General features: G+C 37.5%; 25 protein-coding genes. 19 read left to right on the top strand and 6 right to left on the bottom strand.

The features are described from left to right. Positions 1 to 75 precede the first annotated feature (75 nt). The gene (locus H9Q20_RS05225; protein WP_187477341.1) at positions 76 to 1524 is read left to right on the top strand and encodes an IS1182 family transposase; all 1449 of its coding nucleotides are present in this window, start codon (positions 76 to 78) and stop codon (positions 1522 to 1524) included. 231 nt (positions 1525 to 1755) lie between these two features. Here the strand turns inward: H9Q20_RS05225 and H9Q20_RS05220 are convergent, their stop codons facing one another. The 3 genes from H9Q20_RS05220 to H9Q20_RS05210 all read right to left on the bottom strand — a co-directional run bounded on the left by H9Q20_RS05220 (position 1756) and on the right by H9Q20_RS05210 (position 4088). Beyond that, positions 1756 to 2091: a hypothetical protein gene (locus tag H9Q20_RS05220; RefSeq protein ID WP_124639381.1), complete on the bottom strand. Its 336-nt coding sequence runs from the start codon at positions 2089 to 2091 to the stop codon at positions 1756 to 1758. 254 nt (positions 2092 to 2345) lie between these two features. Next, complete coding sequence (locus H9Q20_RS05215) at positions 2346 to 2672, bottom strand: nucleotide pyrophosphohydrolase (protein ID WP_124639383.1); 327 nt, start codon at positions 2670 to 2672, stop codon at positions 2346 to 2348. Between the two features lie 15 nt (positions 2673 to 2687). Next, complete coding sequence (locus tag H9Q20_RS05210; protein ID WP_187478449.1) at positions 2688 to 4088, bottom strand: hypothetical protein; 1401 nt, start codon at positions 4086 to 4088, stop codon at positions 2688 to 2690. Between the two features lie 263 nt (positions 4089 to 4351). Between H9Q20_RS05210 and H9Q20_RS05205 the strand changes: the two genes are divergently transcribed. The 5 genes from H9Q20_RS05205 to trmB all read left to right on the top strand — a co-directional run bounded on the left by H9Q20_RS05205 (position 4352) and on the right by trmB (position 8601). Then, a complete protein-coding gene (locus tag H9Q20_RS05205; RefSeq protein ID WP_048499968.1) occupies positions 4352 to 4603 on the top strand; it encodes a type B 50S ribosomal protein L31 in 252 nt (83 codons plus the stop codon). Between the two features lie 138 nt (positions 4604 to 4741). Continuing rightward, positions 4742 to 5908, top strand: a complete 1167-nt coding sequence (locus H9Q20_RS05200; RefSeq protein WP_187478448.1) for a GlmU family protein — start codon at positions 4742 to 4744, stop codon at positions 5906 to 5908. Between the two features lie 102 nt (positions 5909 to 6010). Then, on the top strand, positions 6011 to 6802 hold the full coding sequence (locus H9Q20_RS05195; protein ID WP_187478447.1) for a hypothetical protein: 792 nt from the start codon (positions 6011 to 6013) through the stop codon (positions 6800 to 6802). Positions 6803 to 6874: 72 nt separating this feature from the next. Further along, positions 6875 to 7792, top strand: coding sequence for a DUF6759 domain-containing protein (locus tag H9Q20_RS05190; protein WP_187478446.1), 918 nt, complete (start codon positions 6875 to 6877; stop codon positions 7790 to 7792). A 134-nt stretch (positions 7793 to 7926) separates the two neighbouring features. Further along, on the top strand, positions 7927 to 8601 hold the full coding sequence (gene trmB / locus H9Q20_RS05185) for a tRNA (guanosine(46)-N7)-methyltransferase TrmB (protein ID WP_187478445.1): 675 nt from the start codon (positions 7927 to 7929) through the stop codon (positions 8599 to 8601). A gap of 65 nt (positions 8602 to 8666) precedes the next feature. Here the strand turns inward: trmB and H9Q20_RS05180 are convergent, their stop codons facing one another. The 3 genes from H9Q20_RS05180 to H9Q20_RS05170 form a co-directional block, all read right to left on the bottom strand. Continuing rightward, a complete protein-coding gene (locus tag H9Q20_RS05180) occupies positions 8667 to 9722 on the bottom strand; it encodes a DUF4407 domain-containing protein (protein WP_124639395.1) in 1056 nt (351 codons plus the stop codon). Positions 9723 to 9950: 228 nt separating this feature from the next. Then, entirely contained in the window at positions 9951 to 10505 is a 555-nt protein-coding gene (ruvC, locus tag H9Q20_RS05175) for a crossover junction endodeoxyribonuclease RuvC (protein WP_187478444.1), read from the bottom strand. Positions 10506 to 10520: 15 nt separating this feature from the next. Beyond that, complete coding sequence (locus H9Q20_RS05170; RefSeq protein ID WP_124639399.1) at positions 10521 to 10853, bottom strand: hypothetical protein; 333 nt, start codon at positions 10851 to 10853, stop codon at positions 10521 to 10523. Between the two features lie 182 nt (positions 10854 to 11035). Between H9Q20_RS05170 and H9Q20_RS05165 the strand changes: the two genes are divergently transcribed. The 13 genes from H9Q20_RS05165 to H9Q20_RS05105 all read left to right on the top strand — a co-directional run bounded on the left by H9Q20_RS05165 (position 11036) and on the right by H9Q20_RS05105 (position 25702). Beyond that, positions 11036 to 14428, top strand: coding sequence for a methylmalonyl-CoA mutase family protein (locus tag H9Q20_RS05165; RefSeq protein WP_187478443.1), 3393 nt, complete (start codon positions 11036 to 11038; stop codon positions 14426 to 14428). A gap of 170 nt (positions 14429 to 14598) precedes the next feature. Further along, positions 14599 to 15690: a 4-hydroxythreonine-4-phosphate dehydrogenase PdxA gene (pdxA, locus tag H9Q20_RS05160; protein WP_124639403.1), complete on the top strand. Its 1092-nt coding sequence runs from the start codon at positions 14599 to 14601 to the stop codon at positions 15688 to 15690. Between the two features lie 112 nt (positions 15691 to 15802). Next, positions 15803 to 16330, top strand: a complete 528-nt coding sequence (locus tag H9Q20_RS05155) for a YceD family protein (protein WP_124639406.1) — start codon at positions 15803 to 15805, stop codon at positions 16328 to 16330. Positions 16331 to 16390: 60 nt separating this feature from the next. Further along, positions 16391 to 16591 (top strand): 50S ribosomal protein L32, encoded by a 201-nt coding sequence (gene rpmF, locus H9Q20_RS05150; protein WP_124639733.1) that lies wholly within the window; start codon positions 16391 to 16393, stop codon positions 16589 to 16591. A 118-nt stretch (positions 16592 to 16709) separates the two neighbouring features. Then, complete coding sequence (gene accB, locus H9Q20_RS05145) at positions 16710 to 17189, top strand: acetyl-CoA carboxylase biotin carboxyl carrier protein (protein ID WP_124639408.1); 480 nt, start codon at positions 16710 to 16712, stop codon at positions 17187 to 17189. A gap of 92 nt (positions 17190 to 17281) precedes the next feature. After that, positions 17282 to 18637: an acetyl-CoA carboxylase biotin carboxylase subunit gene (gene accC, locus H9Q20_RS05140; RefSeq protein WP_124639410.1), complete on the top strand. Its 1356-nt coding sequence runs from the start codon at positions 17282 to 17284 to the stop codon at positions 18635 to 18637. 100 nt (positions 18638 to 18737) lie between these two features. Continuing rightward, the gene (gene rocD / locus H9Q20_RS05135) at positions 18738 to 19988 is read left to right on the top strand and encodes an ornithine--oxo-acid transaminase (RefSeq protein WP_187478442.1); all 1251 of its coding nucleotides are present in this window, start codon (positions 18738 to 18740) and stop codon (positions 19986 to 19988) included. 9 nt (positions 19989 to 19997) lie between these two features. Next, entirely contained in the window at positions 19998 to 20750 is a 753-nt protein-coding gene (locus tag H9Q20_RS05130; protein ID WP_124639414.1) for a glycosyltransferase family 2 protein, read from the top strand. Next, positions 20747 to 21727 carry a hypothetical protein gene (locus tag H9Q20_RS05125; RefSeq protein ID WP_187478441.1) on the top strand — a complete coding sequence of 327 codons (981 nt, stop codon included), beginning with the start codon at positions 20747 to 20749 and terminating at the stop codon, positions 21725 to 21727. The genes H9Q20_RS05130 and H9Q20_RS05125 overlap by 4 nt, the downstream gene beginning before the upstream one ends. A 102-nt stretch (positions 21728 to 21829) precedes the next feature. Next, positions 21830 to 22918 (top strand): glycosyltransferase family 4 protein, encoded by a 1089-nt coding sequence (locus tag H9Q20_RS05120; RefSeq protein WP_262385594.1) that lies wholly within the window; start codon positions 21830 to 21832, stop codon positions 22916 to 22918. Next, positions 22908 to 23315 carry a sugar 3,4-ketoisomerase gene (locus H9Q20_RS05115; RefSeq protein WP_124639420.1) on the top strand — a complete coding sequence of 136 codons (408 nt, stop codon included), beginning with the start codon at positions 22908 to 22910 and terminating at the stop codon, positions 23313 to 23315. Before H9Q20_RS05120 ends, H9Q20_RS05115 begins: the two co-directional genes overlap by 11 nt. A 1-nt stretch (position 23316) precedes the next feature. Beyond that, positions 23317 to 24531: a glycosyltransferase family 61 protein gene (locus H9Q20_RS05110; protein ID WP_187478439.1), complete on the top strand. Its 1215-nt coding sequence runs from the start codon at positions 23317 to 23319 to the stop codon at positions 24529 to 24531. A 67-nt stretch (positions 24532 to 24598) separates the two neighbouring features. After that, complete coding sequence (locus tag H9Q20_RS05105; protein ID WP_187478438.1) at positions 24599 to 25702, top strand: DegT/DnrJ/EryC1/StrS family aminotransferase; 1104 nt, start codon at positions 24599 to 24601, stop codon at positions 25700 to 25702. Positions 25703 to 25712: the final 10 nt, after the last annotated feature.

Raw genomic sequence — 25712 nt, 5'->3', positions numbered from 1 at the left:
GAAAAAGAAGGAGTTGAAATCTTAGGATTTTAGCTCCTTTTTTTGTACCTTGATAAGGTCTTTTAAAGATAAAGAATGTTAGTCCAACAGCAAAAGATTCAGTTTAGTTCTTATTCCGATTTGTATGATTTAATCGTTCCGAAAGAAAATCTTCTTCGAAAAATTAATGATTTGATAGATTTTTCCTTCATCTACGATGAACTGTTGAATAAGTATTGTTTGAACAATGGTCGCAATGCGGAAAGTCCGGTGAAGATGTTCAAATACCTTTTGTTGAAAAGCATTTACTCGGTTTCTGATGTAGATGTGGTAGAGCGTTCCCGCTATGATATGTCTTTCAAATATTTTTTAGATATGGCTCCCGAAGATGATGTGATAAACCCCAGTTCACTTACAAAATTCAGGAAATTACGCTTGAAAGATACCGATTTGTTGAACCTTCTAATTGGTAAAACGGTAACGATAGCGATCGATAAAGGCATTATTAAATCCAGATCCATTATTGTGGACGCTACACATACTTTATCTAGATCGAATCCATTTTCAAGCATAGAAGTACTGAGAGAGCGTTCGAGATTAGTTCGTAAAACGGTTTATCAATTTGATGAAAACTTCAAATCAAAAATGCCGGTCAAGAATACTGAAAACGATCTGAACAAAGAATTGGCTTATTGTAGAGAACTTGAAAAATGCATAGAAGATGAGCCATCAATAAGTGAGATTCCGGCAGTGAAAGAGAAATTAAATCTTTTGAGGGAAACAGCCGAAGACACCGATGAACAGCTAACTTTCTCAAAAGACACGGATGCCAAAATCGGACATAAATCCGCAGACAGTTCCTTTTTCGGTTACAAAACACATTTGGCGATGAGTGAAGAGCGGATTATCACCGCAGCAGTGGTAACTTCGGGAGAAAAAGGAGACGGGCCTGAATTGCCAAAATTACTGCAAATGAGCCAAGACAACGGAATGGAAGTGGAAACCATCATTGGCGATTCGGCTTATAGTGGAAAAGAAAATCTGAAAATTGCCAGCGAACAGGATATAAAAATTGTTGCAAAGTTAAATCCATCCATTACACAAGGATGTAGGAAAGAAAAAGACCAGTTTGATTACAATAAGGATGCTGACAGATTTGTTTGTCCTGCCGGGCATTTAGCCATCAGAAAAGCCCATCAGAACAGAAAGAATGTCGGCAAAAATCAAGCTGATGTATATTATTTTGATGTTGAAAAATGTAAAGTTTGCCCATTAAGAGAAGGTTGTTACAAAGACGGAGCAAAATCTAAAACCTACTCGGTTTCTATAAAATCAGAATTACACCAAGAACAGATGGCTTTTCAGGAAAGTGATTATTACAAAGAAAAGTCGAAACACCGGTATAAAATTGAAGCCAAAAACAGTGAACTTAAAAATGTTCATGGTTACAAAAGAGCCACTTCTTATGGAATAGAAAACATGCAAATGCAGGGAGCATTGGCTATTTTCGCAGTCAATTTGAAGAGGATCCTGAAATTAATCTAAGAAAAAGAGAACAAAATCATCATCTTTAAAACTCAGCTCCAATTAAATCAAAACAAGCTTTACAAAACCCATTAAATTTAGAACTCCAAAAAATGTAAAGAGCTTATTACCGATTTTAAAGTCGTGTAATAAGCTCTTAATTCTTGTCTGAAATTAAATCTTATTCAAAATGAAGATGGTTTTTCAGTGACCTCGTTAGAGGGTGCTTGAACTGTTTTACTAAAAGTAGAATTATTTTGTTACCGATTTTGCAGCGTCTTTCACTTCTTTAGCAGCGTCTTTTACTTCGTTAGCTGCACCTTTAGCGGCATCTTTTACATCTGCAGTTGCATCTTTAGCAGCATCTTTTACATCGGTTACTGCAGTTTTAGCAGCATCGGATACGGTACCTGCAGCCTCGTTAATAGGTGCTGCTACTGAATCTGCAGCTGCAGAAATTGTAGAATCTACTGCTGGTGTTACAACGGTAGCTGAGTCTGTAGCTGATGGAGTTTCTACAGCTTCGGATTTTTTACATGCTACTAGAGCCAATGCAGCAACGGCTGCTACGAACAATGATTTTTTCATAATAATTGAATTTGTTTTTAAATGTTGTTTTAATTTTGGGTTCATTTGAACAAGACAAATGTAGATCCACTTTCAAAATTCGTGTTGAAAATGACTTGTAATTTGATTGTAAAATACTTTACAAATATAAGTGTTGTAAATCAGGTAATTAGGGAAATTGAAGACTTGGGCGACTTTTGTTTTTTCTTTTTTTACAACAAAAAAAGAAATGCTTTGTTCATTTTCAAAGCATTTCAAGGTATATTCAAGAATAGTTATTTTAATTTACTATTGTTTTTGTGTCTATTTTGATCTCTTTCGGTTTTCAATTTCATTTTATGATCAAAAGCTTCCTGAAGATTGGTGCCGGTCTGATTGGCCAAACAAAGGGTGACAAATAAAACATCGGCAAGCTCTTCGCCCAAATCTTTTGCTTTATCGCTTTCCTTTTCGCTTTGCTCGCCGTATCTTCTGGCAATAATTCTAGCAACTTCACCAACTTCTTCGGTGAGCATCGCCATGTTGGTCAATTCGTTAAAGTATCGGACACCAACAGTTTTTATCCATTCATCAACTTGATTTTGCAAATGTGTAATTTCCATATTTTATAAAGATCATTATTGGTATGCTCCCAAAGTAGGATTGGATAAACGAGAATTTCCTACCAAATCCAAAGGTACGGAAGCAGCAACCGTTAGATTTCCTTTGTTTCGAGCGGGTGAAGTGGGTTTTACCCTAAAATTCATTTTCTCGATGTATGAATTTATAAATTCTGGATCTTGATTTTTTAATGAACCGACAATGAAAGGATTGGCATCGAAACCAAAACCTGCAGTGTCGCTGTATTTCAAAAGAGAATTGGTGATGGAATAATTGAAAGACTGTCCAGAAATAGCGTTGAATTGCACGGCATTATTTTGTATTCCGTACAGAATTGAGTTTTTTATATCCAAATTTAATGCTCCGTATTCAATTTGGCCGGAAGGATTTTTCCATTCGTTACTGGCATAAAGAGAATAGGCATTTGTGGACGAGTTGAGTTCCCAATAATTGACAAGAGTACTGTGGGTAATGTCCAAGAAACCACCTTTGAACATTCCGATAGCGGCGTCTCCAAAATTGTTCATGACCAAATTTTTAGCAGCGATAACCGAGCTAACAGCGTGTATCCCGTATTCTTGAAAAGTATGGATGATGGTGTTACTGATGTTGGCCGTTGTTTGTTTCATGTCCAAACCTCTTGTGCCGCCAAAAATTCGAGCATAGTTCATGTTTAGGCTGGAGTTGGCATCAAAAGAAATGGAGTTCCAATTTTTAGGTATGGTATCGTACTTCGTATCGTTTCTGTCGCCTCGGAAAATGACTTCATGGCCTAAAGTTCCGTTCACATTTAGCTGAGCCGAATTGGAGATTTTCAACCCGGAATTTTTATGAAAATACACTTTGGAGCCGGCTTGGATGTCCAATTTTACACCGGGTTCAACTTGGAGGTTTCCGTAGATTATTTTGGCTTTATCATTGGTCCAAACGGTATTGCTGGTGATTTTTACCGGATTGGCAGTGGTTTGTACAAAAAACTCGGCATCCTGAACTACAGAAAACAGAGTGACATGCTGCGTTGCTGCTCCAGAAGTAAAAATGATTTGATCTTCTGCAATGGCTTCTGGTCCGTTGGCTTTCGGTGCTATTTCTACAAAGATGTAAAGCGAATCCTTCTTTCTAAGTGGGATGTTTTGAAACTCAAATCCCGATTTTCCATCCACATTTATTCGGTACAAAGATCCTGCGCCTCTTCCCAATTCAATCTTAGGAATGACGATGTCCTTGTCCTCGTCGTTGTACACTTTTACCGCATAGGTTTCTGAGCGCACCTGGTTGTACACCGTGTCACAAAATACGGTATCTCTGGAAAAACGGAGTTCTTGGTTGGGAGTGTCGAATTCGATTTCGTCCCGATTGCAAGAAAACAAAATCAAGCCTGTCCAAAATAATAGTGCAGCAATAAGTTTCGAGTTCATATCATTTAAGTATTAGCGTGTGATGAATACGGATTTTATGAATTGGAAAACCATAGACATACAAAGTCCAAAGATAAACTTTTCTGAAAATAAAGATTAAAGGTTGGGGATAAATTTACAGATGCAAAAAATATAATGTGAAAATTTGTGAAAAAGTTTTGCATAAATAAAAAATATGGTTACTTTTGCAACCTGAAATTAAGCAGAGAAATATCCATTACTATTTCAAAGCCATTTATTTTAATCTTTTAAATTAATTAGTTATGAAAAACGGAATCCATCCAGAAAATTATAGACTTGTAGTTTTCAAAGACATGAGTAACGACGAGATGTTTCTTTGCAAATCTACTGCAGAAACAAAAGACACCATCGAGTTCGAAGGAGCAACATATCCATTGATCAAAATGGAAATCTCATCTACCTCTCACCCTTTTTACACGGGTAAAGTGAAATTGGTTGATACAGCAGGTAGAGTTGACAAATTCATGAACAAGTACAAAAAATTCGCTAAGTAATTTAGAGAAATTTTTAGAAAATATTAAAATCTTTCGACCTTGTCGAGAGATTTTTTTTGTTATTTTTGCCTCAAAACACATAATCAACAGCTGTGTTTCGTCAACCAACAACCCATAACCATCAACCAACTACAAAACATGCAAATCGTATTTTCTGACGCACAATATTGGAACAATTTCTTACCATTAACTTATACCCGACCGGTTGCCGAGTTGCGATGTGGTATTTTAACATTTTCTGAAAGATGGAAAACCCTTCTAGAAATCGAAAATTGTTCTTACATCACAGAAGATTATTTGCAAAATAAATATCCTGCTCCCAAAAAAGAAGAAGCTTTGTTTATTGTGCCTAATTTCTTGCCTACCGAAGGGGTTTTAGAGCAAATAAAAGATCTTAAGTTTGGCGAAGCTTTGGTGTATAAAGACGAGCTTTTGGCGGCCAGAATCAACATGGATAATTTTTCGTTGAATCAAATTGAGAAAATGACCGACATCCATGAAGATTTGTTTTTTTTCGAAAAACATACGGATCTTTTTTCAAGAAACAATGCAGCCATTGAGTTTGATTTTGATCTGATCACCAAAAACAGAACCTCGCAACCATTGTCCGAGACCAATGGATTTTTGGGAGAAAAGTCCAATCTTTTTATCGAAGAGGGTGCCGTGGTGGAGTACAGTACACTAAACTGCAAAACCGGAAAAATATACATCGGAAAAAATGCTGAAATCATGGAAGGATGCCATGTTCGTGGCAGTCTGGCTCTATGCGAGGGTTCCATCATCAATATGGGGGCGAAAATCTATGGGGCAACAACGATTGGTCCAAAGTCTAAAGTGGGTGGTGAGGTCAACAATATTGTCATCCTTGGATATTCCAACAAGGGGCACGATGGTTTCTTGGGCAACTCCATCTTAGGTGAGTGGTGCAATTTGGGTGCGGATACCAATTCGTCTAACCTGAAGAACAATTATTCGGAAGTGAAACTTTGGAGTTACCAAAGTGAGAAATTTGAAAAAACCGGGCTTCAGTTTTGTGGAGTTATTATGGGAGATCATAGTAAAACTGCCATCAATATTCAGCTGAATACGGGTACTGTTGTTGGTGTAGCGGCCAATATTTTCAAATCCGGATTTCCACCAAATGTGGTTGAGCATTTCTCTTGGGGAGGCATGAAGGGAGACGAAAAATTCACCATCAATAAAGCTTTCGAGGTTGCAGAGATTGCCATGTCTAGACGAAAGGTCACTTTGGAAGAAAATGACAAAAAAATCTTGACCTATATTTTCAATAATTTCGTGTCGTAGAAAATCTTTAAGATTTTTTATCAAACTTTAATATAAATTTAACGCCATTAGGACTTTGCACGGTGTTTAATCCCAAGAAAATGTCTGTATTTTTGTCACCTTATGAAGAGAATACTCGTTTTTTGGCTGACCTTAATGGTGTTGGGCATAAAAGCTCAAATCGTACAAGGAGAACTGTATCTGAAAGACCATTCCGTGTTGTACCTTAACCAAGTGTATGTTACCAACATCAACACCATGAAAACGGTGCTTTCCGATTATAATGGTAGGTTTAGTATCGAAGGAAAACTAGGGGAGACGCTTCGTTTTACTTCCATGGTTACCGAAAGAAAAGATCTGAAAATTAGTCAAGAAATCCTGAATAATTCTAAAAATTTTATTGAACTCAAAGTCGATTATTACGATATAGAAGAAGTAAAACTCAGAAGCTTTAGGCCCAGTGGTAATCTTAGAAAAGATGTGCTCAGTCTAAAAAAGAAGGATCACAATGAAGAGATTCAACGGATGATTGGCTTGCCGAGACCTAAAGGCAATGGACTCTCGCCTCAGCTTCCTGTAGCTTCATTTGCCAATGGAGGTCTAAGCTTTAGTTTGGAGAGTATTTACGATATTATTTCTGGTGAAAGAAAAAAGAAAGAGCGCTACCAAGAATATGTAAAGATGAATGCTGCCATCCAAAATATTCAGAGTTATTTAGGCGAAGATTATTTCATCAAACTAAAAATTCCAAAAGAGTTCATCAACAATTTTTTACAATTTGTTTACAGTTCGGAAAATCTACAGCCTTTTGTACAAAAAGGAAATTATGAAGGGGTAAAATTCTATATAGAAAAGTACCATCCCATCTATCAAAAGCGATTAAAATCTTCAAATTTGATGAAATTGGTGGAATAATTCTTGAAAGAAAAGTATCTTTGTGACTTTATTTGAGAAATCAAATTTTTAATCGTTAACCTTAGAATTTCAATGAAGAAAATAGTGCTTCTTATTGCTTTGGGAATGGGATTGTCCCTATCTGCGCAGCAAAAAATGAAAGATTACAGTCGAATATTATACAGCAAAAGCATCTATGAAATTGATGCGTTCCTTAGGGATGCGCATCCGGACGATCCTAAACGATCAGTCATGAAACCACGATTGATCAACCTTATCAACGATTATCTGAAAAAAGCAAGTCCAGAGGATCAAAGGGTTCCTGATTTGCAGGAGAAATTAGCGATGTTGAAAAGACGACCATCAACAAAAATCTCATTTGAAGAGATGAATGCCAACATCAAAAAGAAACAGATTGAATATTATCAGAAAAAATTGGCTGAGATTGAAAGTGGGAAATACAACCAGTCCATAAAAGGTGAAACATTGGCGAAAATAGAAAAAGCCGATAAAGATCTAAAATCTATAGAAAATTCTGAAGCCTACAAAGCAACCCTCGCCGCTGCTAAAGAAGATTTTAATAGGAAAAGTTCTTCAGCGTATGTCCCTTCTGTTCAACCTAATGTGGCTTCCAAAAGTTCAGTAAACACATCAACATCAACAGTCATGATGAGCAGTTCCGAAGCCGAAGAATTTAAAATGTTGATGAACGAGTCTCCAGAAGAGCACAAAAGAAAAACCGTAGGCTTGTTGAATAAATTATTCGACAACGATCCCAGTAGCAAAGAAGTTATTGTAATGATCGAAAACAAGTCCGACTGCGATATGATCATGAGAATAGAAGGTGTAGGGTACACCAAATACAGGCTTCCCATTGCTGCACATAGCGAAAACTCCATCGTGATCCCGAAAGGGAGCTACTTGTTCTCCAGTTTGTTGTGCGGTGCCCAGTATTCTTCACAAAAAACCATTCAAAAAAATATTATAGTCAGCTTGAGCAATCCCAAATAAACGGACAATGCGAATGATAAACGCCATCCAAGAAGAATTCTTCTTGGATTTTTTATTTATTTTATGCCGAGTAGGGTCAAATGAAATTCAACCCGTATAAAATTCTTACTTTTGCAGCGTTTTTAAAATAAGTTATGGGAAAAAATAAAATAGCACGATTCGAGGAAAATAAAACTTTACCCAATGTATTTCAGCCAACAAGAGACGAAGCACTTGGCGACTATGGACTGAAAGGAAAATGGAGAGAGAAGGTTTTTAAAAACGATAATCCCATAGTCTTAGAGCTTGGTTGTGGAAAAGGCGAATACACCGTTGGGTTGGCAAAGGCTTTTCCTGAAAAAAATTTTATAGGAATAGACATCAAAGGAGCACGATTTTGGTTCGGAGCCAAAGAAGCGCATACCCGTAACATGGGCAATGCGTGTTTCCTGAGAACACAAATAGAATTGGTCGATTGTTTCTTTGCGGAAAATGAAGTGGACGAAATCTGGATTACCTTCCCGGATCCACAAATAAAATACAAAAGAACCAAGCACCGACTGACCCATCCGGATTTCCTAAACCGTTATAAAAAATTTCTAAAACCTGGCGGAACCATACATTTAAAAACGGATTCCGAATTTTTGCACGGCTACACACTTGGCCTGTTACAAGGTTTGGGCTATGAAATTATCACTGCACATCACGACATCTATGGAGCTCCGGAATATGAGCCGGGAACCCCGTTGTTGCGAGACATACAGACCTATTACGAAGGACTTTTCTCGGCAAAAGGAAAAACCATTACCTACATCAAATTCAAAATTTAGATTTCTCGGGTTCGGGTAAGATTTACACAAAAGGCTTGGTGCAAAAACCAAGCCTTTTGTTGTATTTAAAACTTGGACTTGTAGTCCTCAATTCTTTTGTCGGTTGCAAAATTTCCTTTCTCTATTTTTTCTTTCGAATACAAACGGTAGTCGTTTTCGGTCTTTTCCAAAAGATAATCGTAAGGACCCACCGATGAAATTAATTTTATCAGCACCGGCGAAATCTCCAAAGTGATGAAGAGTCCCATGATGAACATTGCAGCTACAGCCATGATTTTTGAGTTTTTGCCCAACTCGTCCAAAGCTTGCAGTCGAGCTGCAAAACCGTTGAAGCGATCTTCAGTTTTGTCGGTTTTCGTCCTTTCGGTTTCAATGTTGGTATAGACTTTCGATATTTCTTTGTCCAAATATTCCAATCGAGGAGCCGTTTGTTTTTGATAATTTTCGAGATCTTGTTTTCTTTTTTCTTTCAGTTCTTCCTTTCTTTTGGCATTGGATCCATAACCGATTTTACCAGAAGTAAGCCCTGTTTTTGTACCTAAAATTTCTTTTTCCAGTTCTACAGCTGCAGAGTCGTACGACTTTTGATAATCCGCTACTTTTTGTTGAATTTGTTTTTTTTCGGTTTCAAAAGGTCCGGATTGTTGCAGGATTCTTCCATTCATCTCGGTTTGCAACTGTTTCTTATTCCTTTCGATGATGGTGTTGAGCTGTTTGTTAATTTCCTTTTCAAAAATTTTTAACTCCAGAGGTTTAGAAATTACGATTCCTAGAAATCCCGCCAATATAAATCTCGGGATGGTCATCAGTATTTGATTCCAGAAACTTCCTGTTTTTTTGATGGACGAAACAATGTACCGATCCAGATTAAAAATCATTAAACCCCAAAGAAGGGCAAAGCCAAGGGAAATCCATAAGTCATCGAAAATGGTGAAAATGGCATAAAAAGAGGAGAGTGCTGCAAATACCGCTGTGAACAGGACGATGCCGCCAATTCCGGCAAACTTGTTCCATTCGCTGGGTGTTTTCTTTAAAATATGGATGTTGCCACCGGAACAGATCAAAAGACTGTGCTGAAACCAATTCATCCGATTTTGTGTTTTGTTGGTGTTGCTTTTCATGGCTTGCTTTTAGGTTGATGATTTTTAGTCTTGCATAAATTAGACCAAAGTAAAGTGCGGTACTATGTTTTACCATGTACAGCGGTGAATTATATGTAAATTATTGAGGGTCAGTTGTTAAAATTTTGAATTGATTGTTATGAACCCCTCGCGTATCCATAAACAATAAGAATTGAGTAGAAAGCATAAATTCAAAAGAGAAAGACGGAGCAAATTTTATTAGTTTTGCTACTTCACCCGATCGGGGTTGTCTTTCAAAAAGCTTTCCCAACCGGTATATTTTTTATCCGTCAGCGTGTTGGACGAATTGAAATGGTGGCAAACCGCCACCGCCAAGCCGTCGGAAGCATCCAAATATTTTGTGGGAAATTCTTTCAGATTCAGAAGGTTTTTCAGCATTCCCGCAACTTGCTCTTTACTGGCATTTCCGTTGCCGGTAATGGCCATTTTTATTTTCTTTGGCGAGTATTCGGTTATCGGGACATCGCGATACAAGCTGGCCGCCATAGCAACTCCCTGTGCACGACCCAACTTTAACATCGACTGTACATTTTTGCCGAAAAAGGGCGCCTCCAAAGCCACTTCATCCGGGTGGTACTCGTCGATTAATGCTAGGGTTTTATCAAAAATATATTTTAGCTTGGTTTCATGATTGGGATATTTTTTCAAAATCAATTCGTGGATGGATACCAGATCCATTTTATTTTTTTTTACAGAAATTATCCCAAAACCCATTACGGTTGTCCCGGGGTCTATGCCCAATATTATTCTCTCTACCTCCATGGATACAATCAAAAATTACTGTCTCAGCGATTTGCTTTCCTTGAAACTGGCTATAAGATAGTATGCCACAAAAACGGTGGAAAATTTGATGATCGCCGGTACGGCCAATACAAAATCAAAAAGGATCAATCCGATCGTCACCAAAAGACCTATTCCTATGAAAGAAATTCCTAATTTTTTTGACAAAGGCCATTCGGGGTGATCAACAAAATAGGACAATCCCCAACCCAATCCGAAAGCAGCGCCATAATACAAGTCCAAAAGCCACCCTTGGCTTCCAAAATAATAAAAATTGAGCATGAAACTGCCCACCGTCCCAATGATGAAAAACAATATCGCTTTTTGCATTATTCTAAATTTTTACAAATTTACCCAAATATTCAAGTTAAAGTCATGCGCAAAGCATAATTTGTTGTTTTAATAAAAAGAAAGTTATCGCTAATGTACTGATATGCAGTGAGTAGCATCCGATTAAATATTATTTTTTAAATAATTATATTTGGCAAATTCTCAATTTTCTAATATCATTTATGGAAACTACAAAATACGATCCTAAAAATAAAGTGAGAGTGGTAACTGCCGCTGCACTTTTCGACGGTCACGATGCCGCCATCAACATCATGAGAAGAATGGTGCAAGCTACAGGTTGCGAAGTCATCCACTTGGGGCACGATAAGTCTGCCGAAGAAGTGGTGAATACCGCCATCCAAGAAGATGCCAACGCCATTGCTCTAACTTCTTATCAAGGGGGACACAACGAATATTTTAAATACATCTACGATCTTTTAAAAGAAAGAAACTCGTCACAAATAAAAATCTTCGGCGGTGGAGGCGGAGTAATCCTACCGGAAGAAATCAGAGACTTGATGGATTACGGGATTGATAGAATTTATTCTCCCGACGATGGTCGAGAACTCGGCCTGCAAGGCATGATCAACGATTTGGTGCAAAAATCCGATTTTGCAACAGGAGAATCAATTTCTGTAGCCGACTTGGATGCCATTTCTTTTGACAATGCCAAATCCATTTCCCAAGTCATTTCTGCAGTTGAAAATTTTTCCGAAGAAAAACCGGAATTGGTTGCCGCATTAAAAGAAAAAACAAAAAATTCCAAAATCCCAATCATCGGAATTACCGGTACGGGTGGCGCAGGAAAATCGTCACTAACCGATGAGGTCGTAAGAAGATTTTTAAGATCCAATCCGGATAAGAATATTGCCATTATTTCTGTAGATCCATCTAAAAAGAAAACCGGTGGAGCCTTGTTGGGCGACAGAATCCGCATGAACTCCATCAACGATGCAAGGGTCTATATGCGCTCTATGGCAACCAGAGAGAATAATGTTTCGGTATCGCCACACATTCATTCGGCTTTGGATGTTTTAAAATTGGCACATCCGGACATCATTATTTTAGAAACTTCCGGTATTGGACAAAGCGGTTCGGAAATTACCGAAATTGCCGATGTCTCTGTTTATGTAATGACTCCGGAATACGGTGCATCTACCCAATTGGAAAAAATCGACATGTTGGATTATGCCGATCTTGTTGTGCTGAACAAGTCCGACAAAAGAGGTGCCCTAGATGCATTGCAAGCAGTGAGGAAACAATTCCAAAGAAATCATACTTTGTTTGATAAAAAGTTGGATGAGATGCCGGTCTTTGCAACCAAAGCTTCGCAGTTCAACGATTGGGGGACAACGGATATGTACAATTCTTTGGTGGTGAAAATTAACGAGACCATCAAGGCGAAATATGGAGATGACGCCGTGTCTTTTGGCGAATATGTTGAACAAAATGTGTCGGACGACTCAACCATTATCCCACCAAAAAGGGTGAGATACCTTTCTGAAATTGTAGAAAATAACCGTATCTACGATGCAGAGGTGGAGAACCAAGCGCTAATCGCTAAGAAAATGTATTTGATCGATGGGGCTAAAGTCTTGATCGATGACGACTTGCCAACTCAAGAAAAATTAGAAAAAGTTTTCATCAAAACCAAAAAAGATCTTTCAGAAGAAAATACAGCTTTCCTAAAAGGTTGGAAAAACTTTAAAGAAGAAATGTCCGGAGACGCATACTCTTATTTTGTGAGAGGAAAAGAGATTAAGGTTGAAACCAAATACGAATCGCTTTCGCACCTGAAAATTCCTAAAATTTCCTTGCCAAAATTCCAAGATTGGGGAGACCTTATCCGTTGGAAAGGGCAAGAAAATGTTCCGGGTCAATTTCCATTTACCGCAGGAATTTACCCCTTCAAAAGAATGGGCGAAGATCCTACAAGAATGTTTGCCGGAGAAGGTGGACCGGAAAGGACCAACCGTAGGTTCCATTATGTTTCTGCAGAAATGCCTGCCAAAAGACTTTCGACAGCATTTGACTCCGTAACTTTATACGGTCAAGATCCAGCTTTACCGCCGGATATCTATGGGAAAATTGGTAATGCCGGAGTGTCCATCGCAACGATAGACGATGCCAAAAAATTGTATTCCGGTTTTGATTTGGTAAATGCGCTTACTTCGGTTTCCATGACCATTAACGGACCGGCTCCCATGTTGTTGGCATTTTTCATGAATGCTGCTATTGATCAAAATGTCGAAAAATACATAGCTCAAGCTGAAAATAAAGCCGAATTAGAAGCGAAGATTGAAGCCAAACTTAAAGAAAAATACGACGACAAAGGTCTGAAAAGACCGGTGTACAACGGAGAGCTTCCTGCATCCAACAACGGATTGGGTCTTAAATTGTTAGGATTGACCGGTAACGAAATCTTGGATGAAGAAACCTACAACCAAATAAAATATCAAACCATAGCAACGGTTAGGGGTACGGTTCAAGCTGATATTCTAAAGGAGGACCAAGCTCAGAATACTTGTATTTTTTCCACAGAATTTGCCCTTCGTTTGATGGGGGATGTTCAGCAATATTTTATCGAGAATAAAGTGAGAAACTTCTACTCGGTTTCCATTTCCGGTTACCACATTGCCGAGGCAGGTGCTAACCCGATTTCTCAATTGGCATTTACTTTGGCAAACGGATTTACCTATGTCGAATATTATTTAGCCAGAGGGATGGACATTAACGATTTTGCACCGAACTTGTCCTTTTTCTTCTCCAACGGAATTGATCCGGAATATGCCGTAATCGGAAGGGTAGCAAGGAGAATTTGGGCAAAAGCCATGAAACTGAAATACGGAGCCGATGAAAGAAGTCAGATGCTGAAATACCACATTCAAACTTCAGGTCGATCCCTTCATGCTCAAGAAATTGATTTTAACGATATTAGAACGACCCTTCAGGCTTTGTATGCAATCTACGACAACTGTAACTCTTTGCATACCAATGCGTACGACGAGGCAATTACGACCCCAACCGAAGAATCGGTAAGAAGGGCGATGGCGATACAGTTGATCATCAACAAAGAATTGGGCTTGGCGAAAAATGAAAATCCTCTTCAAGGTTCCTTCATCATCGAAGAATTGACCAATTTGGTGGAAGAAGCAGTTTATGCAGAGTTTGATAGAATTACCGAAAGAGGAGGGGTTTTGGGAGCAATGGAAACCATGTACCAAAGATCCAAAATCCAAGAAGAATCTATGCATTACGAAATGCTGAAACATACCGGCGAATATCCGATTATTGGGGTGAATACTTTCTTAGGTAAAGACGGATCTCCAACGGTGCTTCCGGGAGAAGTTATCCGATCTACAGAAGAGGAAAAACAACAGCAAATCGAGAGTTTGACCAACTTCCAACAGTCCAACGATGCACTGACAACCCAATGGTTACGAGAATTGCAATTGGCAGCCATCAACCAAAAAAATCTTTTTGAAGTCATGATGGAAGCCGTGAAATTCTGTTCTTTAGGACAAATTACCAACGCACTTTTCGAAGTAGGAGGTAAGTACAGAAGAAATATGTAATTTCTAAAAATGTATAAATAACTGAGAGGGACAATTTTGTTGTCCCTTTTTTGTTGACCCTTTTCTGAATTGGTTTTTTAGAATTTAGTTTCTAATTTTTGGATTCTAAATAATTCGGATTAAAAACAGTACATTTGTGAGATTTTTAATAGGTAAAACAATTCTGAACCATGAGCGATCACAAGCAACATAAGGTAAAAGTAGGTATTTCTGTAGGCGATTTCAATGGAATAGGCCCAGAAATTATCATGAAAGCATTGAAGGATAAAGAGATTACAGATTTCTTCACACCCGTAATCTTTGCTTCAGGAAAATTGTTTACCTACCAAAAGAATATTTTCAAACTCAACCTGAATTTTCATTATATTACCGAAGCTGGACAGGCCCAACATGGAAAACTGAATATGGTGAACTTGTGGAAGGACAATGTGAATGTGGATCTGGGAAAACCTACCGAAGAATCGACCAGAATGGCGATAGATTCTTTAGAAGCGGCCACGACAGCATTAATGAACGGCGATATTGATGTATTGGTAACGGCGCCCATCAATAAAGATGAAATGATGAAGAACGGCTTCAAACATGCCGGACATACGGGTTTTCTGGAAGAGAAATTTGGAAAAAAAGGCTTGATGTTTTTGGTGACCGACGATCTGAAAGTAGCCGTTTCTACACACCACATCCCACTGTCTGAAGTGGCAGGAAATATCACCAAAGAAAAAATTAAGAAACAAGTTAAAGAACTTAACCGCTGTTTAATTGAAGATTTCTGCATACAAAAACCCAAAATCGCACTCTTGGGACTCAATCCACATGCTGGAGATGGCGGGGTAATTGGGAAAGAAGAAATAGAAGTGATAGAGCCGGCAATCAAAGAATTGTTCGAATCGGGAATTATGGCTTTTGGTCCCTATCCTGCAGACAGTTTCTTTCAGCCTGAAAAATATAAAAATTTCGATGCTGTTTTGGCCATGTATCACGATCAGGGTTTGGCTCCTTTCAAAACCTTAGCCTACAAAGAAGGTGTTAATTATACCGCCGGGTTGCCTTTCGTAAGAACTTCTCCGGATCATGGTGTGGCGTATGACATTGCCGGAAAAAATTTGGCCGATGAACAAAGTTTTTTGGAAGCTGTCTTTACCGGGATTTCTATTTTTAATAACAGAAAAGAATATCAAGACTTGTCCGAAGGACGATTGAGGGTGAAGAAAAACCAACAAGATTCCGGTGTTGATGAGGATTTGTCGGCATTGGATAAGTAACAGTTCAACAAGGATTAAACCTTTTGCTGTAAGGTAAGGTTTATTTCTTAGATAAAAAATATTAAAACATTTGTTAAATTAAAAAAAAAGCGTAATTTTGCGCACTCATTTTATGGACAAATTAAGAAACTATGAGGTGAGCTTTTCCGGGTTGAAAGAAGGAAAACACAACTTTCAATTCCAGATAGGAACATCGTTCTTTGAACTTTTTGATACTGAACAAGAATTTACAAATCCAAAGATTGTAGCAGATGTGCTGTTGGATAAACATTCTACCTTTTTAGAATTTTGGGTGAAAACCTCAGGGACGGTAGAGCTGGTTTGTGATATATCAAACGAATCGTTTGATTGCCCAATAGAAAATGAAGCAAAATTTTTGGTGAAATTTGGAGAAGAATACGACGATAGCAACGAAGAGGTGATCACCATTCCTCAGCACGATTTTGCCTTCAATATTTCGCAAGTGGTTTACGAAAATGTAACCCTTGCCATTCCAATGAAGAAAATCTCTCCCAATCTGAGAGACGAAGATTTGGAAATTCTCAATAAGTTCAGTGTTAATGAAATTATAGAAGAAGAGCAACGAGAAGAAATAGATCCTCGTTGGGAAGCATTGAAACAGTTTAAAAATAAAAATTAAATAGTTTAAAAATATGATGAGATGATGAATCTCATCGCTCATCAATTAAAATTATTAGACATGGCACATCCAAAGAGAAGACAGTCATCTACAAGAAGAGACAAAAGAAGAACCCACTATAAGGCAGTGGCGCCACAATTGGCTAAAGATGCAACAACAGGTGAACTACACTTGTTCCACAGAGCGCATTGGCATGAAGGAAAACTTTACTACAAAGGTAAAGTAGTATTGGAAAAAGAGGTAGCATCTACTGAAGAGTAAGAAAAGCGGTAAAAACCCTTTATTTATACAAAAACCACTCGAAATAATCATTTTTGAGTGGTTTTTTGTTGTTTTTTGTAAAAAAATGGTATCTTTGGGCATTAATAAAAACGACTATATGGACATTAAAGACATCCAAAACCTTATTAAATTTGTATCTAAAGCTGAAGTATCTGAAGTAAAATACAAAACCAAAGATTTTGAAATAACCATCAAAACTCCACTTGGTGGGAACGAAGTGAGCTATGTGCCACAACCGACCGTGTACCAAACGGCACCACAAGCTGTAGCGCCGGTTGCAGCAACTGCTCCAGCAGCACCTTCGGCAACTGCAGACGCAACTGCCGATGACAGTAAATTTGTGACGATTAAATCACCAATGATTGGTACTTTCTATAGAAAGCCGTCTCCAGACAAAGATGTTTTTGTAAATGTAGGTGATGAAGTTTCTTCAGGAAAAGTGGTTTGCGTTATCGAAGCGATGAAGCTATTCAACCAAATTGAATCTGAAGTATCTGGAAAAATTGTGAAAATTTTGGTAGATGATGCAACTCCTGTAGAGTACGATCAACCATTATTCTTAGTAGATCCATCATAGTAATTTTAGATTAAAGATTATAAATTTTAAATGAAGCTTTTTCGTTTAAAATAATTTAAAATTCAAAATTTATAATTTAAAATTTCTAATTGATGTTCAAAAAAATATTAATAGCCAATCGTGGCGAAATTGCAATGCGTATCCTTCGTACTTGCAAGGAAATGGGAATAAAAACAGTTGCGGTTTACTCAACAGCAGATAAAGATTCTTTACATGTAAGATTTGCAGATGAAGCAGTTTGTATCGGACCTGCAATGAGCAAAGACTCGTATCTTAAAATTCCTAATATCATTTCTGCGGCAGAAATTACCAATGCCGATGCCATCCACCCGGGTTACGGTTTCTTGTCAGAAAATTCTAATTTCTCTAGAATTTGTCAGAAAAACGGAATAAAATTTATTGGAGCAACGCCAGAGCAAATTGAAAGAATGGGCGATAAGGCAAACGCTAAGGCAACCATGAAAGAAGCTGGAGTGCCATGTGTACCGGGTTCTGATGGGTTGTTGGAGTCGTATGAAGATGCTCTTCAGACTGCTGAAAAGGTAGGATATCCTGTGATGATAAAAGCAACTGCCGGTGGTGGTGGTAAAGGGATGCGTGCCGTTTGGAAAGCAGAAGACCTAAAAGATCATTGGGAGTCGGCAATCCAAGAAGCTGTTGCCGCATTTGGAAACGGTGGTATGTACATGGAAAAACTGATTGAAGAGCCAAGACATATCGAAATTCAAGTTGCTGGAGACCAATTTGGTAAAGCGTGTCACCTTTCCGAAAGAGATTGCTCTGTACAAAGAAGAAATCAAAAACTTACCGAAGAAACTCCTTCACCTTTCATGACGGATGAATTGCGTGAGAAAATGGGGGCAGCTGCTGTAAAAGCTGCTGAATTTATTGGGTACGAAGGTGTTGGGACTATCGAATTCTTGGTAGATAAGCATAGAAATTTCTATTTCATGGAAATGAATACCAGAATCCAAGTAGAGCATCCAATTACGGAACAAGTGGTGGATTATGATTTGATTCGTGAGCAGATTTTATTGGCTGCCGGACATCCTATTTCTGGAAAAAATTATTATCCAAAATTGCATTCTATCGAGTGTAGAATCAATGCAGAAGATCCGTATGCCGATTTCCGTCCAAGCCCAGGGAAAATCACCAACCTGAACATTCCCGGAGGTCACGGAGTTCGTGTAGATACGCATGTGTATTCAGGATATACAATTCCGTCCAATTACGATTCGATGATTGCAAAGTTGATTACAACGGCGCAAACTCGTGAAGAAGCCATTCTTAAAATGAGAAGAGCTTTGGAAGAATTTTATATTGAAGGAGTGAAAACGACCATTCCGTTCCACAGACAATTGATGGAAAATCCGGATTATCTGGACGGAAATTATACCACCAAGTTTATGGAGGACTTCCAAATGGATAGAAAATACGAAAATCATTAAGATATTTTAATGAATATATTTAACCGCCTTTGTTTTTAGGCGGTTTTTTTATTTATATTTTGAAGGAAATTTCACTAAATTTGTGCAAAATAAAACAAAAATGTCAGCAACAGAAACCCAACATACATCAGCCTATTTCATAGATTTAGAAAATAAATACGGAGCACACAATTACCACCCTCTTCCAGTTGTTTTGGAAAAAGGCGAAGGTGTTTTTGTTTGGGATGTCGAAGGGAAAAGATATTACGATTTTCTTTCGGCATATTCTGCAGTTAACCAAGGGCACTCACATCCAAAAATTGTGGAGGCCATGGTTGGTCAAGCACAAAAATTGTCATTAACTTCAAGAGCATTTTTCAATAATAAATTGGGCGAATACGAAAAGAAAATTACCGAAATGCTCGGTTTTGATAAAGTTCTCCCGATGAATTCTGGTGCCGAAGCGGTAGAAACGGCCGTAAAGCTAGCTAGAAAATGGAGCTACGAAGTGAAAGGGATCAACGAAAATGCCGCGAAAATTGTCGTTTGCGAAAATAATTTTCACGGAAGAACCACAACCATTGTATCTTTTTCCAACGACCCGGATGCCAATCAAAATTACGGGCCTTTCACTCCAGGATTTGAAAAAATTCCGTACAACGACCTTCCAGTTTTGGAAGAATTACTAAAAACAGATGCGCAAAATATTGCTGCTTTCTTAGCAGAACCCATTCAAGGTGAAGCCGGAGTCTATGTTCCGGATGCCGGTTATTTAAAAGGTGCTGCCGAACTTTGTAAAAAGTACAATGTTCTTTTTATTGCCGATGAGGTACAAACAGGGATTGCCAGAACAGGAAAGATGATTGCTTGTCATCATGAAAATGTACAACCCGATATCTTGGTTTTAGGAAAAGCACTTTCGGGTGGGATGTATCCGGTGTCGGCCGTCTTGGCAAATGACGAAATCATGAATGTGATAAAACCGGGACAGCACGGATCTACATTCGGAGGAAATCCTTTGGCTTGTGCAGTTGCAATCGCAGCCTTGGATGTTGTGGTTGATGAAAACTTGGCAGAAAACGCAGAGGTTTTAGGTCAGAAATTCAGATCTGAAATTGAAAAATTAATTTCAGAAACCAACCTGATCACCAAAGTTCGTGGCAAAGGTCTGCTGAATGCCATTCTCATCAACGATACGCCAGAAAGCACTACTGCTTGGGAAATTTGCTTGAAACTAAGAGACAACGGACTGCTTGCAAAACCTACACACGGAAATATCATTCGTTTTGCTCCGCCATTGGTGATGACCGAGGAGCAATTGATGGATTGTATCGCTATTATTAGGAAAACGATTTTAGAATATCAAGCTTAAAATAGATTTTTGGAAAAGGTTAGTGGATTAATAATTACCTTCAACGAAGAAAAAAATATTCGTGAAGTGCTTTGTTGTTTTGATTTTTGTGATGAAATAATTATCGTAGATTCTTATAGTACAGATCAAACGATGAGCATTGCTCAGTCTTTTCCAAAGGTAAAAGTCTTTCAAAATAAATTCGAAGATTTTACAAAACAAAGAAACTTCGCATTGGATAATGCAACGAACGATTGGGTGCTTTTTTTGGATGGCGACGAGAGGATCACACCGGATCTGAAAAGCGAAATTGTGGAAGAGTTAGGGAAAGAGAATAAAAAAGATGCGTATTATTTTTACAGAAAATTCTTTTTTTGTGGAAAACCCATTCATTTCTCTGGGACACAAACCGATAAAAATTTTAGATTGTTTAGAAAATCTAAAACGAGATACAAAGCCGATAAAAAAGTGCACGAAACGCTTGAGGTAGGTGGGACAATTGGAGAATTAAAAAATAAACTTTTGCATTTTTCGGTCACGGATTATTCTTCGTACAAAAAGAAAATGATGCATTATGGAGAACTGAAAGGCAAGGAGTTGGCAATGAAAGGGAAAAAGTACAGTTTCATGACTCATTGGTTAAAAACGATCTTTAAATTCTTTAAAACATACATCCTTCGATTGGGGATTTTGGATGGTGTAGAAGGATTTCAACTCTCTTATTTGCAAACTTTAAGCGTTTTTGTAACTTACCAATCTTTAAAAAGAAATACTAAAGCATGAAAATCTGTGTGGTAAGTTTTGATTTCTGGGATTACGATCACTACATCGTGAAAGCCTTATCAAAAAAAGGCGTTGAGTCTCATCATATAAAGATTGGAGCTGTTTCTCATGCAGGACTACAAGAAAAAGTGCTTAATGCTTTGTCAAAAGTGGTTTTGAAGAAAAATTTAAAACACGAAAAAAGACAAAAATATGTAATCAGTTCCTTGGAAAAATTAGGTTTTCAAGATCAAATATTGGTGCTCAATCCTGATGTTTTTACGCACGAAACCTTAGCGTACATTCGCTCTAAAACCAATAGATTGATAACTTTTTTGTACGATAATCTCCAACGATTTCCGGTTCAAGACAAACTGCATTTTTTTGATAAAGTGTTCTCTTTTGATGATGCAGATGTTCAAAAATATGGCTTTGAAAAACTGTGCAATTATAATTATCTAGACCTTCAGCCTCAAGCGGAAAACTCCTCGGACTTGGATCTTTTTTATGTCACTTCTTACGACAAAAGTAGAAATAAAATTATATATCCTCTGGTGCGTAAGTTGTTGCAAATCAATTCTGTATTTCAGATTGTGGTCGTAGGTAAAAAAGCTTGGGTGCCGAAGTTGAAATATTCTATTAATCCTCAAAAAAGCAGAGTTCCGGTCATTTTTAAAAGAAAAGCAATAGGTACCGGCATTATTCTCGACTTTTATAAAAGGACAAAATCCATTCTGGACTTAATGAGGTCTGGACAAACGGGTCTCAGTTTCAGGGTATTCGAGGCCATGGCTTTTGAGAAAAAAATAATTACCAACAATCCAACGATTAAGAATTACGATTTTTATAATCCAAAAAATATTTTGATTCTTAACGAAGATTTTTCTAACTTAACTCCTGAATTTTTCAATTCACCTTATGAAAAAATTCCAGAAGATATTTACCAAAAATATACACTGGACAGTTGGGTGAATTATGTATTTGAATTAAAAAAATAAACCCTGAAACATTTACTTATTTTCACAAAAGAATACCATCATCCTAAGATTTCACAATCCGGAGGGACGGGTGTTTTTTATAAAAATCTCGCAGAACATTTGGTGAGAAGAGGTTACCGAGTTACCGTTTTTGGGACATCAAAACATCCAATTGAGTTTTCGGAAAACGGAATCGATTTCAAATTTGTAAAAGAGTATTTCAAAAAATATAAAGTTAAAGACCTTCTTCGCTCAATAACCGGAAAAATTTCTTTTCTATCGGAGGCTCATCTGCAGTTTTTTGTTGATGAAAAAAAATATATGGTGGATGAGTTGAATGCTTTTTTACACGATAAAAACATAAAACCCGATGTGATAGAAACGCATGATTGGGAAGGCGTTTCTCTGTTTTTGGACCAGTTGAATGTTCCTTATGTCGTTCGTTGTCATGGTTCTTGGACTGTTTTAGAAGGAGAGTTTGGTTACCAAAATGTAGCTGTAGGTAAAAAATATTGTGAAAAACTAGCGTTTCAAAAATCCAAAAATAACATTGTCATATCAGAGTTTTCTAAGAAAATTAATATAAAATATTTTGATATTAACTCTCCTTGTTTGATCTATAACGGGATAGATACCCAGTTTTTTAAGCCGGATATCGATACGGGAAAACTTCCGGGATCTGTTTTTTATTTTGGAAATACCTCTACAGAAAAAGGTGCCGATACCGCTCTGAAAGCGTTTAAAAAAATAAGAGAAGCCATCTCTTACGCAACCCTCCATTTTGTTGGTAATCCTCAGGAATTTCCATCAAGATTGTCGGAGTTTTTGGATGAAAAAGACCAGCCTTTCGTTGTGTTTCACGGGCAAAAAAGAGCGTATGAAATAAAAGAATTATTAGCAAAAGCTGAGCTCTTATTGTTTCCTTCCAAAGGAGAAAATTTTAGTTTATCTTTGTTGGAAGCAATGGGAATGGCTAAGGTTGTAGTTTGCAACGCTATCCCAGCATTTACAGAAATCATAAAAAATGGTGAAAATGGATTTGTCGCAAATAATGAAGAAGGTTTTGCTGCAACTGCAATACAATTGTTGCAAGATACAGAATTGCTGGATGCAATAGGACAACGAGCAAGAAAAACAGTGGTCAAGCATTTTGATGTGAATACTATGATTAACGAAACCATAAAATATTACAAAGAAATACATGGAGAATAATTATGACAAGCCATTTTTGATGGACTTTCCGAAAATAGGAAAACCCGAGTTGGGCTATATTTCTTTGGCAGAAAAAGAAAATCTTCCATTTGTTCCCAAAAGAATATATTGGACTTACTATACTCCGGAGGAGGTGGAAAGAGGCGGGCATTCTCACTATGATCTGCACCAGGTTTTGGTTGCAGTTGCAGGGAAGATCATCGTTACTACAGAATTGTTAAATGGCGATAAACAAGAATTTGTTTTGGAAAAACCCAATCAAGGACTTTTTATCCCCAAAATGTGCTGGAGAACCATGAAATACTCACACAATGCCGTGCAAATGTGTATTGCGAGCATCGAGTATGATGAGAAAGATTACATCCGCGATTATGATGAATTCCTAAGTAAAAAATAGGATGAAAAAACAAAAAGATCTGGATAAGTACCTGTCTTTTCAAAGAAAAAAATATTATTTCAAATCGTTTTTCAGAAAGGCAAAAAGATTGATAGTGGATTTTATACCACTTCAACAAATAGATACTGGATATTGTTCGGAAAGACACACGCTAAGGGCACAAGAAGCCTCATCCGTGTTTTGTCCAAAAGATTTTAAGTCAGACATCGTCGAAAAACCCGTGTCTCTGCTTCCGGTAGAGGCGTTTTCACTTCGTGATGTGTATTTTTCTTTAGACTCTAATACCTTTCTCACAAAGAATTTGAAGACTGCTTTTTATGAAGAAGTGGAGAAGTTTTCTACCGAATATACACTGATGTACCATTCCAAAAATCTATTGTTTCATTCGGAAAAATTGGCGAAACTGAATAATTTACCGAAAATAGATTTGGGCAGAGGAGTTCTATTTTTAAGCGGTAATTTTTGTTTCAACTATTTTCATTTTCTAATCGAAATTCTTTCAAAAGTTGAGTTTTTAAAAAAGATACCCCACCACGAGCAACTCCTGGTGGTTACTCACCAAAAAGTGGAGGAAATTGAAAACATGAAAGTTTTGTTGTCTTTTTTCATCAATGAAAATGAAATTCGCTTTTTATCTGAAGACCATTACTATACTGCACCAAAAGTTTGGCATATTTCTTACCCCAATGTTGCAGTACCCAACATCGGTGAAGGTGAGGAATATAAAGCTGAGTTTGCGAAATTTTCACCTCATTCCATCGATTATCTTAGGACGGTTTGTTTGTCTAATCTGGATATGAATGCCGTTAGAATAGATCCGATATCTAAAGTTTTTTTAGCTAGAAAATCTCAATTTAGAAAGTACAACGAAGACGAGTTGTTGCAAGTGGCAGAAAAGTACGGTTTTCAAGCGGTTTATTTAGAAGACCTTAATATTCATGAACAAATGTACCTGATGCAAAATGCAGATTGTATAATCGGCCCCAGCGGAGCTGCTTGGACCAATGTACTGTTTGCTCAACCCGGCAAAACAAAAGGATTGCTTTGGTTGGCCAATGTGTGGAAGGAATTTTCTATATTCTCAACTTTAGCCGAATTCTCAGGCTTTGATTTGTACCATTGGCGTTTTGGAGATGAAAGTTTAGGCTTTCATGAAGATTATGTTTTGGATACAAATGAATTTGAACTTCAATTGAATCGATTATTGGCTTTATAAGGTGATTTAATTTTAAAAAATAATAGTATTTTTGTTGCTTATTCACGAAATAATACAACAAGAAAATATGGAAATTAAATTCCTTGACCTTCAGAAAATAAACCTTCAACATCAAGAAGAAATTGAAAACCAAATAGTAGAAACTTTCCGTAGCGGTTGGTATCTTTTGGGTGATAAAACCAAAACTTTTGAAAAAAATCTTGCCGAATACATCGGTGCAAAACATGTAATTGGTATTGCCAACGGTTTGGATGCGCTTCGTTTGATCATTCGTGGTTATTTAGAATTGGGAATTTTCCAAAAAAATGACGAAATCATTGTCCCTGCCAATACCTACATTGCTTCGCTTTTGGCCATTTCGGACAACCAATTGATTCCGGTTTTGGTCGAGCCTAATCCAGAGAATCATAACATTGATGTGGATAAAATAGAAGCCGCCATCACCCCAAAAACCAAAGCCATAATGACGGTTCATTTGTACGGTCAGGTTTCCTACAACGAGCAACTAAAAGAGATTGCAGAAAAACACAATCTGAAAATTATCGAGGACAATGCACAAGCAATCGGAGCTGAATTCAAAGGCATAAAAACCGGTAATTTGGGTGATGCATCGGGGTTTTCTTTTTATCCCGGAAAAAATTTGGGAGCCTTAGGCGATGGTGGTGCAGTATCAACCAACGACGATGTTTTGGCAGCAACCATTAGAGCTTTGGCAAATTACGGATCTACAAAAAAATATGTGAATGATTATCTGGGGCTTAACTCTAGATTGGACGAAATACAAGCTGCCATTTTAGATGCTAAACTAAAATATTTGGACCTGGACAATCAAAAAAGAAGAGAGATTGCCAAAAGATATTCATCTGAAATTTCCAATCCAAAAATTGAACTTCCAACTCTTCCTCAAAATGAAAAATCTCATGTTTGGCATCTTTTTGTAGTGAAAACCAAAGATAGAGAGGCTCTACAAAAACATTTGGAAGCTCATGCTATTCAATCCATCATCCATTACCCAATCCCACCTCACAAGCAAACTTGTTACTCGGAGTTGAACGGTTTGACTTTCCCGATCACGGAAAATCTTTGTCAAGAAGTTTTGAGTATTCCTATTTCACAAGTTATGACAGAGGAAGAAGTTTCTTTCGTAATCCAAGCTCTTAATCAGTTTTAATGCACAACAA

The sequence above is a fragment of the Amniculibacterium sp. G2-70 genome, from assembly GCF_014353055.1.
In the GTDB taxonomy this organism is placed as follows: domain Bacteria; phylum Bacteroidota; class Bacteroidia; order Flavobacteriales; family Weeksellaceae; genus Amniculibacterium; species Amniculibacterium aquaticum.
This window is presented reverse-complemented; position numbering and strand designations above follow the sequence as displayed.

Bases quoted from the DNA above. Each gene is read 5' to 3' on its own strand.
- H9Q20_RS05190 (WP_187478446.1), top strand. From the start codon at position 6,875: ATGAAGAAAATAGTGCTTCTTATTGCTTTGGGAATGGGATTGTCCCTA.
- H9Q20_RS05195 (WP_187478447.1), top strand. From the start codon at position 6,011: ATGAAGAGAATACTCGTTTTTTGGCTGACCTTAATGGTGTTGGGCATA.
- accB (WP_124639408.1), top strand. From the start codon at position 16,710: ATGGACATTAAAGACATCCAAAACCTTATTAAATTTGTATCTAAAGCT.
- H9Q20_RS05210 (WP_187478449.1), bottom strand. From the start codon at position 4,088: ATGAACTCGAAACTTATTGCTGCACTATTATTTTGGACAGGCTTGATT.
- H9Q20_RS05110 (WP_187478439.1), top strand. From the start codon at position 23,317: ATGAAAAAACAAAAAGATCTGGATAAGTACCTGTCTTTTCAAAGAAAA.
- rocD (WP_187478442.1), top strand. From the start codon at position 18,738: ATGTCAGCAACAGAAACCCAACATACATCAGCCTATTTCATAGATTTA.
- H9Q20_RS05225 (WP_187477341.1), top strand. From the start codon at position 76: ATGTTAGTCCAACAGCAAAAGATTCAGTTTAGTTCTTATTCCGATTTG.
- pdxA (WP_124639403.1), top strand. From the start codon at position 14,599: ATGAGCGATCACAAGCAACATAAGGTAAAAGTAGGTATTTCTGTAGGC.
- H9Q20_RS05155 (WP_124639406.1), top strand. From the start codon at position 15,803: ATGGACAAATTAAGAAACTATGAGGTGAGCTTTTCCGGGTTGAAAGAA.
- trmB (WP_187478445.1), top strand. From the start codon at position 7,927: ATGGGAAAAAATAAAATAGCACGATTCGAGGAAAATAAAACTTTACCC.
- ruvC (WP_187478444.1), bottom strand. From the start codon at position 10,505: ATGGAGGTAGAGAGAATAATATTGGGCATAGACCCCGGGACAACCGTA.
- H9Q20_RS05220 (WP_124639381.1), bottom strand. From the start codon at position 2,091: ATGAAAAAATCATTGTTCGTAGCAGCCGTTGCTGCATTGGCTCTAGTA.
- H9Q20_RS05125 (WP_187478441.1), top strand. From the start codon at position 20,747: ATGAAAATCTGTGTGGTAAGTTTTGATTTCTGGGATTACGATCACTAC.
- H9Q20_RS05105 (WP_187478438.1), top strand. From the start codon at position 24,599: ATGGAAATTAAATTCCTTGACCTTCAGAAAATAAACCTTCAACATCAA.
- H9Q20_RS05200 (WP_187478448.1), top strand. From the start codon at position 4,742: ATGCAAATCGTATTTTCTGACGCACAATATTGGAACAATTTCTTACCA.
- H9Q20_RS05170 (WP_124639399.1), bottom strand. From the start codon at position 10,853: ATGCAAAAAGCGATATTGTTTTTCATCATTGGGACGGTGGGCAGTTTC.
- accC (WP_124639410.1), top strand. From the start codon at position 17,282: ATGTTCAAAAAAATATTAATAGCCAATCGTGGCGAAATTGCAATGCGT.
- H9Q20_RS05165 (WP_187478443.1), top strand. From the start codon at position 11,036: ATGGAAACTACAAAATACGATCCTAAAAATAAAGTGAGAGTGGTAACT.
- H9Q20_RS05115 (WP_124639420.1), top strand. From the start codon at position 22,908: ATGGAGAATAATTATGACAAGCCATTTTTGATGGACTTTCCGAAAATA.
- H9Q20_RS05205 (WP_048499968.1), top strand. From the start codon at position 4,352: ATGAAAAACGGAATCCATCCAGAAAATTATAGACTTGTAGTTTTCAAA.
- H9Q20_RS05215 (WP_124639383.1), bottom strand. From the start codon at position 2,672: ATGGAAATTACACATTTGCAAAATCAAGTTGATGAATGGATAAAAACT.
- rpmF (WP_124639733.1), top strand. From the start codon at position 16,391: ATGGCACATCCAAAGAGAAGACAGTCATCTACAAGAAGAGACAAAAGA.
- H9Q20_RS05180 (WP_124639395.1), bottom strand. From the start codon at position 9,722: ATGAAAAGCAACACCAACAAAACACAAAATCGGATGAATTGGTTTCAG.